Origin of the sequence: Streptomyces sp. NRRL B-24085, assembly GCF_001282115.1 — a bacterium.
GTDB lineage: Bacteria > Actinomycetota > Actinomycetes > Streptomycetales > Streptomycetaceae > Streptomyces.
Genome location: NZ_LJBR01000303.1, coordinates 1 through 12,837 on the forward strand (window position 1 = coordinate 1; position 12,837 = coordinate 12,837).

Annotated in this window: 11 protein-coding genes; 4 read left to right on the forward strand and 7 right to left on the reverse strand. The window is 71.0% G+C overall.

The genetic code is table 11. The features are described 5' to 3' along the window. Positions 1-306 precede the first annotated feature (306 nt). The 3 genes from AOJ26_RS29470 to AOJ26_RS29480 all read left to right on the forward strand — a co-directional run bounded on the left by AOJ26_RS29470 (position 307) and on the right by AOJ26_RS29480 (position 2,141). Positions 307-1,272 carry a zinc-binding dehydrogenase gene (locus AOJ26_RS29470; protein ID WP_053851414.1) on the forward strand — a complete coding sequence of 322 codons (966 nt, stop codon included), beginning with the start codon at positions 307-309 and terminating at the stop codon, positions 1,270-1,272. 96 nt (positions 1,273-1,368) lie between these two features. Beyond that, positions 1,369-1,578 carry a helix-turn-helix domain-containing protein gene (locus tag AOJ26_RS29475; RefSeq protein WP_007384656.1) on the forward strand — a complete coding sequence of 70 codons (210 nt, stop codon included), beginning with the start codon at positions 1,369-1,371 and terminating at the stop codon, positions 1,576-1,578. Continuing rightward, complete coding sequence (locus AOJ26_RS29480) at positions 1,578-2,141, forward strand: Clp protease N-terminal domain-containing protein (protein WP_053851408.1); 564 nt, start codon at positions 1,578-1,580, stop codon at positions 2,139-2,141. Before AOJ26_RS29475 ends, AOJ26_RS29480 begins: the two co-directional genes overlap by 1 nt. Before the next feature lie 135 nt (positions 2,142-2,276). Here AOJ26_RS29480 and AOJ26_RS29485 read toward each other — a convergent pair whose 3' ends face one another. Continuing rightward, on the reverse strand, positions 2,277-3,356 hold the full coding sequence (locus AOJ26_RS29485; protein WP_053851409.1) for a PadR family transcriptional regulator: 1,080 nt from the start codon (positions 3,354-3,356) through the stop codon (positions 2,277-2,279). Between the two features lies 1 nt (position 3,357). Next, positions 3,358-4,380, reverse strand: coding sequence for a DUF4097 family beta strand repeat-containing protein (locus tag AOJ26_RS29490; protein WP_053851415.1), 1,023 nt, complete (start codon positions 4,378-4,380; stop codon positions 3,358-3,360). 146 nt (positions 4,381-4,526) lie between these two features. On the opposite strand from AOJ26_RS29490, the gene AOJ26_RS29495 reads away from it, so the two are divergent. After that, the gene (locus tag AOJ26_RS29495) at positions 4,527-5,372 is read left to right on the forward strand and encodes a hypothetical protein (protein ID WP_053851416.1); all 846 of its coding nucleotides are present in this window, start codon (positions 4,527-4,529) and stop codon (positions 5,370-5,372) included. Positions 5,373-5,723: 351 nt separating this feature from the next. On the opposite strand, the gene AOJ26_RS29500 is transcribed toward AOJ26_RS29495, so the two are convergent. The 5 genes from AOJ26_RS29500 to AOJ26_RS29520 all read right to left on the reverse strand — a co-directional run bounded on the left by AOJ26_RS29500 (position 5,724) and on the right by AOJ26_RS29520 (position 12,744). Beyond that, the gene (locus AOJ26_RS29500; protein ID WP_003992906.1) at positions 5,724-5,903 is read right to left on the reverse strand and encodes a DUF6104 family protein; all 180 of its coding nucleotides are present in this window, start codon (positions 5,901-5,903) and stop codon (positions 5,724-5,726) included. Between the two features lie 87 nt (positions 5,904-5,990). Beyond that, entirely contained in the window at positions 5,991-9,806 is a 3,816-nt protein-coding gene (locus AOJ26_RS29505) for a multifunctional oxoglutarate decarboxylase/oxoglutarate dehydrogenase thiamine pyrophosphate-binding subunit/dihydrolipoyllysine-residue succinyltransferase subunit (protein ID WP_053851410.1), read from the reverse strand. Between the two features lie 293 nt (positions 9,807-10,099). Beyond that, the gene (locus AOJ26_RS29510; protein ID WP_053851411.1) at positions 10,100-11,209 is read right to left on the reverse strand and encodes a HAMP domain-containing sensor histidine kinase; all 1,110 of its coding nucleotides are present in this window, start codon (positions 11,207-11,209) and stop codon (positions 10,100-10,102) included. Continuing rightward, positions 11,206-11,943 (reverse strand): response regulator transcription factor, encoded by a 738-nt coding sequence (locus tag AOJ26_RS29515; protein ID WP_053851412.1) that lies wholly within the window; start codon positions 11,941-11,943, stop codon positions 11,206-11,208. Before AOJ26_RS29515 ends, AOJ26_RS29510 begins: the two co-directional genes overlap by 4 nt. A gap of 123 nt (positions 11,944-12,066) precedes the next feature. Continuing rightward, entirely contained in the window at positions 12,067-12,744 is a 678-nt protein-coding gene (locus tag AOJ26_RS29520; protein WP_053851413.1) for a spermidine synthase, read from the reverse strand. Positions 12,745-12,837: the final 93 nt, after the last annotated feature.

Here is a 12,837-nt window from a genome sequence, read left to right on the forward strand (position 1 = left end):
CCCCGTCCCCTCACCGCCGTGAGCGTCTGCACGAGCGTCCACATGTCTTACCCCCAGGGGCGCGGGGAACTGCGCGACCAGCCCCCACCGGGCCGCAGCCGCTTGAGGTCGGGGCCAACGGTTCGTCGTGGTGTGGGTGAGTGTGCCGACTCAGGGGCGCGGGGAACTGCGCGACCCGCCCCCACCGGGCCGCAGCCGTCTCACAACCGAACGCGGCACCCCCATGGGCGCGCCGTTTCGCAAGAGGGCATGTGTCACAACGCGGGCCGGTTCCGTGTGCCGTCGGCGGACCCTATCGTCAAGGTCATGTTCGCTGTCTATGCCGCCCGAATCGACCGCGACAACCCGCTCTCGGGACTGGAGTCGGGGGAGCGCCCCGCCCCCGAGGCCCGCCCGGGTTGGAGCGTCGTCGACGTCAAGGCCGCTTCCCTCAATCACCATGACCTCTGGTCCCTGCGCGGCGTGGGCCTCGCGGAGGACAAGCTTCCGATGATCCTCGGCTGTGACGCCGCCGGTGTCGACGAGGACGGCAACGAGGTCGTCCTGCACTCCGTCATCGGACAGAGCGGGCACGGGGTCGGCCCCAAGGAGCCGCGGTCCATCCTCACCGAGCGCTACCAGGGAACGTTCGCCGAGCAGGTGGCCGTGCCGACCTGGAACGTCCTGCCCAAGCCCAAGGAGCTGTCCTTCGCGGAGGCCGCCTGTCTGCCCACGGCCTGGCTGACGGCGTACCGCATGCTGTTCACCAACGCGGGTGTGCGGCCCGGCGACTCCGTGCTGGTGCAGGGCGCCGGCGGCGGTGTCGCCACGGCCGCCATCGTGCTGGGGAAGGCCGCGGGGCTGAGGGTCTTCGCCACGAGCCGGGACGAGGCCAAGCGGAAGCGCGCGATGGAGCTCGGGGCCGTGGAGGCGCTGGAGTCGGGCGCGCGGCTGCCACAACGGGTGGACGCCGTCATCGAGACCGTGGGGGCGGCCACCTGGTCGCACTCCGTGAAGTCGCTGAGGCCCGGTGGCACGCTGGTCATCTCCGGGGCAACGAGCGGTGACCGCCCCTCGCACGCCGAGTTGACCCGGATCTTCTTCCTGGAGCTCAAGGTCGTGGGCTCGACCATGGGGACCAAGGACGAGCTGGAGGATCTGCTCTCGTTCTGCGCCACCACCGGGGTGCGGCCCGTCATCGACGAGGTGCTGCCCATGGATCGGGCGCGTGAGGGGTTCGAACGGGTCGCGTCGGGTGAGCAGTTCGGGAAGGTCGTGCTCACGAACGACTGATTCTCTTCCTGTCGGCGGCCGGTCCGGGTTCGGGCCGGCCGTCGTTGTTTGTCAACTGTGGTTGACGTGCCGGTCTTGTCAACGTAAGTTGACATCATGACCGAAGCAACGGATCTCGCCGAGCGCGCCGGTGATCGCGATCCCCGGGTCGGACTGCGCGCCGTCGCCGCCCTGCGCAGGCTGCTGGAGCAGCTCGAGTCGGTGCAGGTGCGCAGTGCGCGCAATCAGGGCTGGTCGTGGCAGGAGATCGCCGCGGAACTCGGAGTGAGCAGGCAGGCCGTGCACAAGAAGTACGGGAGGCATTGATGTTCGAGCGGCTCACGAAGGATGCCCGGGCCGTGGTCGTGGGCGCCGTCGAGCATGCCGGGGCGGTGGGGGCGGGGTCCGTGGACGCCGGGCATCTGCTGCTCGCGCTGCTGGACCGGGAGGCCAGTCGGGCCTCCTTCGCGCTGGCCGCCCTCGGACTCGCCGAGCGCCAGGGCGCGGTGCGGGAGGCGCTGGGTGAGGCGCGGCGCCGGGCCGGACTGTCCCAGGCGGACGCCGAGGCGCTGGCCGGGCTCGGGATCGACGTCTCGGAGATCGTCGCCCGGGTGGAGGAGGTGCACGGGGTCGGAGCGATGTCCGGCGACCGCAGGAGCAAGGGCTGGTGGTCCGGGCGGCGCTCCTTCGGACGGGACGCCAAGGAGATCCTGGAGAAGGCGCTGCGGATCGCCGTGGCCCGGCGGGACCGTCATGTCGGCGACGAGCACATCCTGCTGGCGTTGACGGTCAGGCCGGGTGTGCCCGGGGAGGTTCTCGCCGACCACGGGGTGACCTATGCGTCGGTCGTGCGCGTCCTCTACGGCGAGGGCGAGGCGAAGGCCGGCTGAGGGAGGGCCGGCTGAGCGAGGGCCGGCTGAGGGAGGGCGGGCTGAGCGAGGGGCGGCTGGGTGGAGGCCGTCCGGTCCGGCAGTACGGCCCGGCCGGAGGGGCCGGAGCCGTCGTACTGTCGGAGTCCGGCCGGGTCACGCCTTCGGCGCTCGCAGGAGTGCTCCTATGTGGGCCGCCGCCGTCGACAGGTGGCGGCGGGCGTCGCGCAACTGCTCGGCCGTGACGCCGTGGTCGCGGGCCGCGTCACGGATGTCGTCGCGGAAGCGGTCGAGCAGGCGGTCCAGGTCGCGGGCCGGGTCCCCGGTGGGTTCCTCGTGGGCCCAGGAGGGTTCGTAGTCGGCGGGGAAGTCCTGCGGGGTGTGGGAGTACTGGGGGCCGGACGGGGTTCCCTCGGCCTTCTCGGACCTCGCGCCGCCCCGGCCGAAGCCGAAGTCCTTCCCGAACCCCTTGCCGTAGTCCTTCCCGAACTCGCCGAACTCCTTGGCCAGCTCGGTCAGGCCCTCACGCACCCCCGTCGGCCAGTCGCCGCGCGCGAAGTGGTCCTGCACCTGCTCCTGCACCCGCCGGGCGATCCGCTGCACCTCCTCCTGGGCCTGCTCCCGGGCCCGGTCCTGGGCCTCCTTGGCCTGGCGGCGGGCGCGCTGGGCCTCCTCGCGGGCGCGGCGGCTCTCGTCCTTGGCGCGCCGGGCCTGCTCCTTCCACTCCTGCTTGACGCGGCGCATCTCCTCCTTGGCGGCGCGCCACGCCTCCTTGTCGGCGTACTCGGTGAAGTCCCCGAACGGGGCCTCGTGCTCGCCGGTGCTCTTGGCGCCGCCGCCGGAGCCGCGGCGGGCCTCGGTGGCGGCCGCCCGCATCTCGCGCCGCAGATCGCCCGCCGCGCCCCGCACGTCGGCCCGGATCTCGGCGGCCAGCTCCGCGACCGACTCGCGGATCTCCAGCTCCAGGTCGGCCAGTTCACCGCTGCGGTCGGCCAGCTCGGCGCGGCCCGCGTCGGTGATGGCGTACACCTTGCGGCCGCCCTCGGTGGTGTGGGTGACCAGGCCCTCCGCCTCCAGCTTGGCCAGCCGGGGGTAGACGGTGCCCGCCGAGGGGGCGTACAGGCCCTGGAAGCGCTCCTCCAGGAGGCGGATCACCTCGTAGCCGTGGCGCGGGGCCTCGTCCAGCAGCTTCAACAGGTACAGGCGGAGGCGGCCGTGGGCGAAGACGGGGGGCATGTCAGAGCACCTTCTTGTCGGTCGTGCCGTCGGCCGGGCCGCGGGTCGGATCGTCCGTGGGGCCGTCCGTCCGGTGGGGGCCGTCGGCCGGGCCGGAAACGGAATTGTCCCCCGGGATGCCGTGCACGCTGTCCACCGGGTCGGCGGTGTCGGCCGGGTAGGCGCCCGGGGCACCGTCCTTCACGAAGGGGTCCGTCTCCCACGGCTCCTCCTCGTCCTCCCGTGGCGGGCGGCGCAGCAGGGCGATGGAGCCGGAGACGGTGGTCGCGCGGAGCTTGCCGGTACCGGCGCCGAGGCGGCCCGTGACCTTGTGGGCGCCCCACTGGCCGCGCACCCGCAGGCCCTCGAAGGCGTTGGAGATCGTCCCGCTCGCGGTGTTGGCCTCCACCTCCGCGTCCGCGGGCTGCGGGAGCCGGATGGCGATCTCCCCCGAGACGCTGGTCAGCCGGACGTCGGTGGGGCCCTCCGGATCGAGGTCGACGATCATCGAGCCGCTGACCGAGTCGGCCCGCACGGAGGGGCCCGAGCCCTCCACGACGGTGAGGTCCCCCGAGACCGAGTTGAAGCGCAGGTCGCCGGTGACGGCCTGGGCCTCCAGGTTCCCCGAGACGGTGTCGGCACGGACGGGGCCGGAGAGGCCGACGAGGGTGGTGTCGCCGTTGACCCCCTTCACCACGGACGGGCCGCGCAGGCCCGACACGACGGCCGCGGCACTGACCACCCCCACCTCGACGCGGGTGTCGGCCGGAACGGCCAGCGAGACGACCGCGCTGCGCCGCCAGCCCTTGCGGTCGAGCCACTTGAGGAAACCCTTCCAGGGCAGGTCCTCGTAGGCCACCGTGAGGGTTCCGTGCTCCTGGGTGACGATCAGAGGCGGTCCCTCGATCTCGGACACCTCCAGGCGCGCGCAACCTTCCTCGGTGCCCACCACGTTCACCGTGCCGTTGACGATGCGTACATGGAGTTCGTGCACGGGCTCGTCGAAGGTGAGCTTCCTGGGCTCCGTGACGGACCACTCGGACATGGTGCAGACCTCCCCGTAGCAACGCGCCATATCGCGTCTCCTGCAATTCACGATATATCGTGGCGGTCGAAAGTCAAGGCACTCTTTCCGGGGAGGCGGGTGTCGAAAATATGACCAATCCGGATGGATCGACCTAGCGTGTGACCATGTCGACGGAAGCCACCTCCCGTGCCGGTCGCACCTCTCCGGCCCCCGGCGGCCTGCTGCTCTGCCGTGCCGCACCCGACTCCGTCGCCCTCGCCGCCCGGCTGCTGCGCGAGCGGATGCTGCTCACGCGCGCGGGGCGGGGGTGGAGCGTCCTCGTGCCGGAAGGCGGGCCGTGGCTGCGCGGTGAGGACCCGGTGGACCGCGTCATGACGGGCTGGGCCACCGCCCTGGCCGTCGGCGCTCCCTGGCCCGTCCTCGCGCTGTGGTGGGACGCCGACCGCGGCGGCTACACCCTCGCGTCCGGCTTCCGTCGGCCCGTCGGCTACGTCTGGCTCACCAACGGCACCCCGGCCGGCGAGGACGAGGCCATGCGCACCTTCGCGGCCCGTCTGGGCCTCGACCCGGTCCTGGACGTCCAGTCCCTCGACCGGCTCACCGCACCGGATCCTGTCGCCGACGCCCGCGCCCGGCTGCGCGGCCTGCTCGCGGTCCTCACGCGCGTGGGCCTGGACCTCCCCGCCGGCCTCGCCCCGGGCGAACCGGCCGACCGTCTCCGCGAGGTGGCCCGGGACCGGCCGGACGCCCGCCCCGTCGAGGGGGAGGACGGGCCGGACACCGTCCGTGGCGAACTCGAGGCGGTCGCGGCCCGCCGCCTCACGCCCTGGCTCCCCTGGTCCGGCGACCCGAAGGCCCGCGCCCTGGCCCTGGCCCAGATGGCCACGGGCCTCCCCCTGGCCGCCTGGGGCCTGCGGCACCGCAGCGGCGGCTGGCTCACGGCGGGAACCCTGCTGCTGGCGCACGGCGCGCTCGGGCTGTCGTACGACCTGACGCACCCGCGCGACTGACCGAGCGACGTGGCACAGGGGGCGGCGCCCCGAGGAGCGTCCCGCACCTCACTGTGGCGGGGGCCTCGCAGCGGTGGCCGGCTTGCGGCGGGGGCCCTGCTGTCGGCGCACAGCGTGGCCGGGCTGGCGTATGACCCGACGCAGCCGCACAACTGACCGCGGGGCGCGGCACCAGGAGCGCCCAGTGCCTCACCTTGGCGGGGGCTTTGCAGCGGTGGCCGAAGCGCGGCAGGGGCCCTGCTGTCGGCGCACAGCGTGGCCGGGCAGGCGTACGGGCTGACGCGCCCGCGCGGATGGCCCGGTGGCGCAAGACAAAGGGCGCCCCTAAGGGCGCCCCGTGCCGCTTCGGTGCTACTCGTCGTCCTCGTCGTCCAGCCGGGCCAGCCACGTGGCCAGTCGCTCCACCGGCACCTCGAAGTCGGGATTGAGGTCGACGAACGTCCGCAACTGCTCGGCGAGCCACTCGAAGGTGACCTCCTCCTCGCCGCGCCGCTTCTCCAGTTCCTCGATGCCACGGTCCGTGAAGTACATGCCGTCAAGGATAAGTGGGCCGAAACGGCCGGGCCGCACCCCTCCGGAGAGGGATGCGGCCCGGTGACGTACTGCCCGCGAGGCGGGTTACGCCTCGAACACCTCGCGCACGAGCTGCTCCTGCTCGGCCTGGTGCCGCTTCGCGGAACCGACGGCCGGGGACGAGGAGTGCGGGCGGGAGATGCGGCGCAGGCGCTCCCCATGGGGGACGTCGGCGCCGACCGCCAGGTCCAGGTGGTCGATCAGGTTGAGGGCGATGAAGGGCCACGCGCCCTGGTTCGCCGGCTCCTCCTGCGCCCACAGGTACTTCTCGGCGTTCGGGTACTTGGCGATCTCCGCCTGGAGCTCGGCACCCGGCAGCGGGTACAGGCGCTCGATACGGATGATCGCCGTGTCCGTGATGCCGCGCTTCTGCCGCTCGGCCTCCAGGTCGTAGTACAGCTTGCCCGCCACGAAGACGACCTTGCGGACCGCGGCCGCGTCCACGGACGTGTCGCCGATGACCGGGCGGAACTGACCCGAGGTGAACTCCTCCGTCTTCGACGCGGCGGCCTTGAGGCGCAGCATCGACTTCGGGGTGAAGACCACCAGCGGCTTGTGGTGCGGGTTGTGCACCTGCCACCGCAGGAGGTGGAAGTAGTTCGACGGCAGGGTCGGCATCGCGACCGTCATGTTGTTCTGGGCGCACAGCTGGAGGAACCGCTCGACACGGGCCGAGGAGTGGTCCGGGCCCTGGCCCTCGTAGCCGTGGGGGAGCAGGAGCGTGACACCGCTCGTCTGGCCCCACTTCTGCTCGGCCGCCGAGATGTACTCGTCGACCACCGTCTGCGCGCCGTTGACGAAGTCGCCGAACTGCGCCTCCCACATCACGAGCGCGTCGGGGCGGGCCAGCGAGTAGCCGTACTCGAAGCCCATGACCGCGTACTCGGACAGCAGGGAGTTGTAGACGTTGTAGCGGGCCTGGTCCTCGTTGAGGTACTGGAGCGGGGTGTGCTCCTCGCCCGTCTCGCGGTCGATGAGGACCGCGTGCCGCTGGCCGAACGTGCCGCGCTGGGAGTCCTGGCCGGACAACCGGACCGGGGTGCCCTCCAGCAGCAGGGAGCCGACGGCGAGCGTCTCGCCCATGCCCCAGTCGATCGTGCCGTCCTCGACCATCGACGCCCGGCGCTGGAGCTGCGGCAGCAGACGCGGGTGGACGTGGAAGGTGTCGGGGATGTTGACCTGGGACTCGGCGATCCGCTTCACCGTCTCCGCGGAGATCGCGGTGTTCACGGCGACCGGGAACTCGGCCTGCGGGTCGGAGACGGGACCGGCGGCCGGCTGGGCCGTGACGGCCTCGCGGACCTCGGTGAAGACCTTCTCCAGCTGGCCCTGGTAGTCCTGGAGCGCCTGCTCGGCCTCTTCCAGGGTGATGTCGCCGCGACCGATGAGGGACTCGGTGTACAGCTTGCGCACCGAGCGCTTCTTGTCGATCAGGTCGTACATCAGCGGCTGGGTGAAGGCCGGGTTGTCCGACTCGTTGTGACCACGGCGGCGGTAGCAGATGAGGTCGATCACCACGTCCTTGTTGAACGCCTGGCGGAACTCGAAGGCGAGCCGCGCGACGCGGACCACGGCCTCCGGGTCGTCGCCGTTCACGTGGAAGATCGGGGCCTCGATCATGCGGGCCACGTCCGTCGCGTACATGGAGGAACGCGAGGACTCCGGGGCGGCCGTGAAGCCGACCTGGTTGTTGATGACGATGTGGACCGTGCCGCCGGTGCGGTAGCCGCGCAGCTGCGACATGTTCAGGGTCTCGGCCACCACGCCCTGGCCCGCGAAGGCCGCGTCGCCGTGCAGGGCGACCGGCAGGACCGTGAAGTCCGTGCCGCCCTTGTTGATGATGTCCTGCTTGGCGCGGACGATGCCCTCGATGACCGGGTCGACCGTCTCCAGGTGGGAGGGGTTCGCGGCCAGCGAGACCTTGATCTGCTCGCCGTCGAGACCGGTGAAGGTGCCCTCGGCGCCCAGGTGGTACTTGACGTCGCCGGAGCCGTGCATCGACTTCGGGTCGAGGTTGCCCTCGAACTCGCGGAAGATCTGCGCGTACGACTTGCCGACGATGTTCGCCAGGACGTTCAGGCGGCCGCGGTGGGCCATGCCGATGACGACCTCGTCCAGGCGGGACTCGGCAGCCGAGTCGAGGACCGCGTCGAGCAGCGGGATGACGGACTCGCCGCCCTCCAGGGAGAAGCGCTTCTGGCCGACGTACTTCGTCTGGAGGAAGGTCTCGAAGGCCTCCGCGGCGTTCAGCCGGCGCAGGATGCGGAGCTGCTCCTCGCGCTCCGGCTTGGTGTGCGGGCGCTCGATGCGGTCCTGGATCCACTTGCGCTGCTTGGGGTCCTGGATGTGCATGAACTCGATGCCGGTGGTGCGGCAGTACGAGTCGCGCAGCACGCCGAGGATGTCACGCAGCTTCATCAGGGACTTGCCGGAGAAGCCGCCGACGGCGAACTCGCGCTCCAGGTCCCACAGGGTGAGGCCGTGCTCGGTGATGTCCAGGTCGGGGTGCTTGCGCTGGCGGTACTCCAGCGGGTCGGTGTCGGCCATGACGTGGCCGCGGACCCGGTAGGAGTGGATCAGCTCGAAGACGCGCGCGGCCTTCGTGACGTCGTCGTCGTGCGAGGCGTCGATGTCCTTGAGCCAGCGGACCGGCTCGTAGGGGATGCGCAGCGCCTCGAAGATCTCGTCGTAGAAGCCGTTCTCGCCGAGGAGGAGGTTCGCGACGATCCGCAGGAACTCGCCGGAGGCGGCGCCCTGGATCACCCGGTGGTCGTAGGTCGACGTGAGCGTCATGACCTTCGAGATGCCGAGCTTGTTCAGGGTGTCCTGGGAGGTGCCCTGGAACTCCGCCGGGTAGTCCATGGAGCCGACGCCCATGATGACCGACTGGCCGGGCATCAGACGCGGCACGGAGTGGACGGTGCCGAGGCCGCCCGGGTTGGTCAGGGAGACCGTGACGCCCGAGAAGTCGTCCATCGTCAGCTTGCCGTCACGGGCGCGGCGGACGATGTCCTCGTAGGCCTGCCAGAACTCGAAGAAGTTCAGCGTCTCGGCCTTCTTGATGCCCGCGACGACGAGCTGGCGGTCGCCGTTGGGCTTCACCAGGTCGATGGCGAGGCCGAAGTTGACGTGCGGCGGCTTGACGAGGGTGGGCTTCCCGTCCTTCTCCGCGTAGTGCCAGTTCATCGACGGCATGGCCTTGATGGCCTGCACCATCGCGTACCCGATGAGGTGCGTGAAGGAGATCTTCCCGCCGCGGGCGCGCTTGAGGTGGTTGTTGATGACGATGCGGTTGTCGAAGAGCAGCTTCACCGGGACCGCGCGCACGGACGTGGCCGTGGGCAGCTCCAGGGAGGCGTTCATGTTCTTCGCGACCGCGGCGGCGGGACCGCGCAGGGTCACCAGCTCCGGGCCCTCCGCGGAGGCACCCTCGGCGGCCGGCTTCGCGGCGGGCTTGGCGGCGGCCGGCTTGGCGGCCGGAGCGGCCTGGGCCGGAGCCGCCGGGGCGGCGGCCTTGGCCGGGGCCGGAGCCGCGGCGGCCGGCTGGGCGGCCGGAGCAGCGGCCGGGGCCGGCGCGGGAGCCTGGGCCGGGGCGCTGGGAGCCGGGGCGGCAGAGGGAGCGGTGGTGGTCTCCGCGGCCCCCGCGGCCGCGGTACCCGCCGCAGCCGGAGCGGCAGCCCCCGACTTGTAGTCGGCGAAGAAGTCCCACCAGGCACGGTCTACCGAATTCGGGTCCTGGAGGTACTGCTGATAGATCTCGTCGACGAGCCACTCGTTCGGGCCGAACGCGGCAGCGGGGTTCTTGCCCGCTTGGTCTGCGTCGGTCGAGATGCTCGAGTTACTGGGGGACTGTGGCGACACGGCGGCAACCGCCCTCTTCCGCTTCTCACAAGGTGATGGACAGCGGGAATAAAGGCTACGCCCCCGAGAGCGGGAAGGTCAGGTCGGGCCGGTCCATCGTCGTGTAAGTCACATCGAACAGCGAGTTTCGCGGGCGGAAATGGCGGGAAACAAGCGTGGTTCCGGTTCGTGAAGCCGTCGCAGGGAAGCGCGGGGCGGGGCTCTGCGCGACGGCGGCGCGGCCCTCTGCCTGATCACACGTGTCCGTCAGCGCGGACAGAGGTGGATCTTGTGGCTCCGCTTCGAACTTTACGTCAACTTGGCACAGATGGGAGTCCCGGAAGGGTGACAAGAATCCTGCAACCCCGCTCGGATTCGGCCACTCCGATCCGGCCGCCGTGCAGATCCACCGCCCAGCGGGCGATCGCCAGCCCGAGCCCGGTGCCGCCGTCGCTGCCCGGACCGTGCGGCCGCATGATCTGACCGCGGTTGAAGCGCTCGAAGACGCGGTGCCACTCCGAGCGCGGGATGCCGGGTCCTTCGTCGAGGACCTCCAGCTCGAGCGACTCGGGCTGCGCCCCGCGCCGCGCCTTGACCGTCACCCGCCCGTGGGCCGGGCTGTGCTTGACCGCGTTGTCGATCAGGTTGGCCACGACCTGGTGGATGCGCTCGGGATCGGCGTGCGCGGTCAGCTCCGGCGGGGACACGTCGAGGTGCAGGTGGACGTCCGTACGCGTGTGACTGCCGGATCCGGAGGCGATGCCCCCGCGCGCCGAGGCGACCATGTTGGCCTCCTTCAGCACGCCCGAGAGGTACGGCCACACCTCGAAGCGGCGTTTCTTCAGCGGGACGACGCCGTTGTCGAGGCGGGACAGGTCCAGCAGCGTCTCCACCAGCCGGCCGAGCCGCTCGGTCTGCTTCAGGGCCGTGCGCATGGTCTCCGGGTCCGCCTGCGTGACCCCGTCGACGATGTTCTCCAGCACGGCGCGCAGGCCCGCGATGGGCGTGCGCAGCTCGTGGGAGACATTTGCCACAAGTTCCTTGCGCTGGCGTTCCTGGGCCTCCAGGTCGTCCGCCATGCGGTTGATCGTCTGGGCCAGGTCGCCGAGCTCGTCCCGGCGGTTCTCGCGGACCCGGCGGGTGTAGTCGCCGTGCGAGATGGACCGGGCGACCGCGTTCATGTCGTCCAGGGGCGCGGTGAGCGAATGCGCCACGAACTGCGTGATCAGGAGGGTGGCGATCATCGAGAAGACCGTGATGAAGCGCAGCTCGGTCGCCGTGCGCATCGCGATCATCATCAGCCCGGTGGTGATGAGGACCGCGATGACGACGAGGGCGCCCAGCTTGGTCTTGATCGAGAACGGGCTCACGCCGCCCCAGGGTTCCCTGGGGCCTCCTCTCCGGCCGGCCGGACCCTCGCTCATGGCGTCGGCGTCTCCAGGGCGTAGCCCACGCCGTGCACCGTGCGGATCCGCTCGGCGCCGATCTTCCGGCGCAGCGCCTTGATGTGGCTGTCGACGGTGCGGGTGCCGGAGGCGTCCGCCCAGTCCCACACCTCGGCCAGCAGCTGCTCACGGGAGAGCACCGCGCGCGGGGTGTTCGCCAGGCACACGAGCAGGTCGAACTCGGTGGGGGTGAGGTGGACGTCCTCGCTCCGCACCCGGACCCGGCGCTGCGCGTGGTCGATCTCCAGCTCGCCGAGCCGGAGGATGCCGCTCCTGGGCGTCGCGGCGGCCAGCGCGGCCCGCTCCACGCGCCGCAGCAGGACGTGCACGCGCGCGGCCAGCTCACGCATCGAGAAGGGCTTGGTCATGTAGTCGTCGGCGCCGACGCCGAGGCCGACCAGCATGTCGGTCTCGTCGTCACGGGCCGTCAGCATGAGCACCGGCACCGGGCGGGCGGCCTGCACCCGGCGGCAGACCTCCAGACCGTCGAAACCGGGCAGCATGATGTCGAGGATCAGCAGGTCCGGCTGCCAGGCCTCGGCCGTGTCGACCGCCGACGGACCGTCGACCGCCGTTTGCACGAGGAATCCCTCGGCGCGCAGGCGGGTCGCGATGGCGTCGACGATCGTCGGGTCGTCCTCGACGACCAGGACCCGGCGCTGAGCGCCCGGGGTAGCCGTCGAACCGTTGTGGGAGGTGTGTGTCTGCTCCATCGCCCGCCCCTGGGGAGTGCTTTCCGGAACCATGTGGGGTGATTCCTTGTCTGCGCATGACTGCGATTGACGCTTGAATGATCGGCGTAGGGAAGCAGAGTACGGGGAGGCGTCACACCTTTGCTATCCAGGTCGGACGGCGAGATGGACGACGTCGGGTACGCCCCGGGCAACCGGGATCTCCTCGGTACGTACCTGTTGGAACCCGGCATTTGCTAGGGATCCCTCAAATTCCGCAGAGGGTTTCGCCGACCACACGGCCAGTACCCCGCCCGGCTTCAACGCCCTTGCGCAGCTTGTGAGTCCGGTGTGCGCGTACAGGTCGTGGTTGCCGTCCGTGACCGTCCAGTCGGGGCCGTTGTCGATGTCGAGGCACAGCGCGTCGAAAGTGGCGCATGTCTCATTGACGAATCCGACTAGATCCGTTTCCAGAATGTTCGTCCGGGGATCGGCGAGCGCCTTCGCGGAGAGCGCCGAGAGCGGGCCGGTGCGGTGCCAGTCGATGATCGTCGGCTCCCGTTCCACGACCGTGATGCGGCCCCAACGCGGGTTCGCGGACGCGTGTGCGAGCGAGAAGCCGACACCCAGTCCGCCGATGAGGACGTGCGGGTCCGGACGGTCGTCGAGCGCGGCGAGCGCCGCGTCGACCAGCATCCGCTCCGAGCGGCCGTCGGAGGTGTCCATCAGGAAGCAGCCGTTGGCGATGATCTGGAGCAACTCGCCGTGCCGCCGCAGGACTACCTCTCCGTACGGGCCCTCGCGACGGTCCAGGACTTCGGGGATGTCGTACGAGGTGGGCATCGGCCCATCCTGGCAGGTCCGGCGGCCGGACCGGGACTCCTTGAGAAGTCCCTGTGAATCGGGGCAGGGGTGGCGCGGGTCACAGACAGGGGG

What these genes read in the sequence shown, in the direction of transcription:
- AOJ26_RS29475 (WP_007384656.1), top strand. Translation starts at nt 1,369, where the DNA reads ATGACCGAAGCAACGGATCTCGCCGAGCGCGCCGGTGATCGCGATCCC.
- AOJ26_RS29510 (WP_053851411.1), bottom strand. Translation starts at nt 11,209, where the DNA reads ATGAGCGAGGGTCCGGCCGGCCGGAGAGGAGGCCCCAGGGAACCCTGG.
- AOJ26_RS29485 (WP_053851409.1), bottom strand. Translation starts at nt 3,356, where the DNA reads ATGCCCCCCGTCTTCGCCCACGGCCGCCTCCGCCTGTACCTGTTGAAG.
- AOJ26_RS29495 (WP_053851416.1), top strand. Translation starts at nt 4,527, where the DNA reads ATGTCGACGGAAGCCACCTCCCGTGCCGGTCGCACCTCTCCGGCCCCC.
- AOJ26_RS29500 (WP_003992906.1), bottom strand. Translation starts at nt 5,903, where the DNA reads ATGTACTTCACGGACCGTGGCATCGAGGAACTGGAGAAGCGGCGCGGC.
- AOJ26_RS29515 (WP_053851412.1), bottom strand. Translation starts at nt 11,943, where the DNA reads ATGGAGCAGACACACACCTCCCACAACGGTTCGACGGCTACCCCGGGC.
- AOJ26_RS29490 (WP_053851415.1), bottom strand. Translation starts at nt 4,380, where the DNA reads ATGTCCGAGTGGTCCGTCACGGAGCCCAGGAAGCTCACCTTCGACGAG.
- AOJ26_RS29520 (WP_053851413.1), bottom strand. Translation starts at nt 12,744, where the DNA reads ATGCCCACCTCGTACGACATCCCCGAAGTCCTGGACCGTCGCGAGGGC.
- AOJ26_RS29470 (WP_053851414.1), top strand. Translation starts at nt 307, where the DNA reads ATGTTCGCTGTCTATGCCGCCCGAATCGACCGCGACAACCCGCTCTCG.
- AOJ26_RS29480 (WP_053851408.1), top strand. Translation starts at nt 1,578, where the DNA reads ATGTTCGAGCGGCTCACGAAGGATGCCCGGGCCGTGGTCGTGGGCGCC.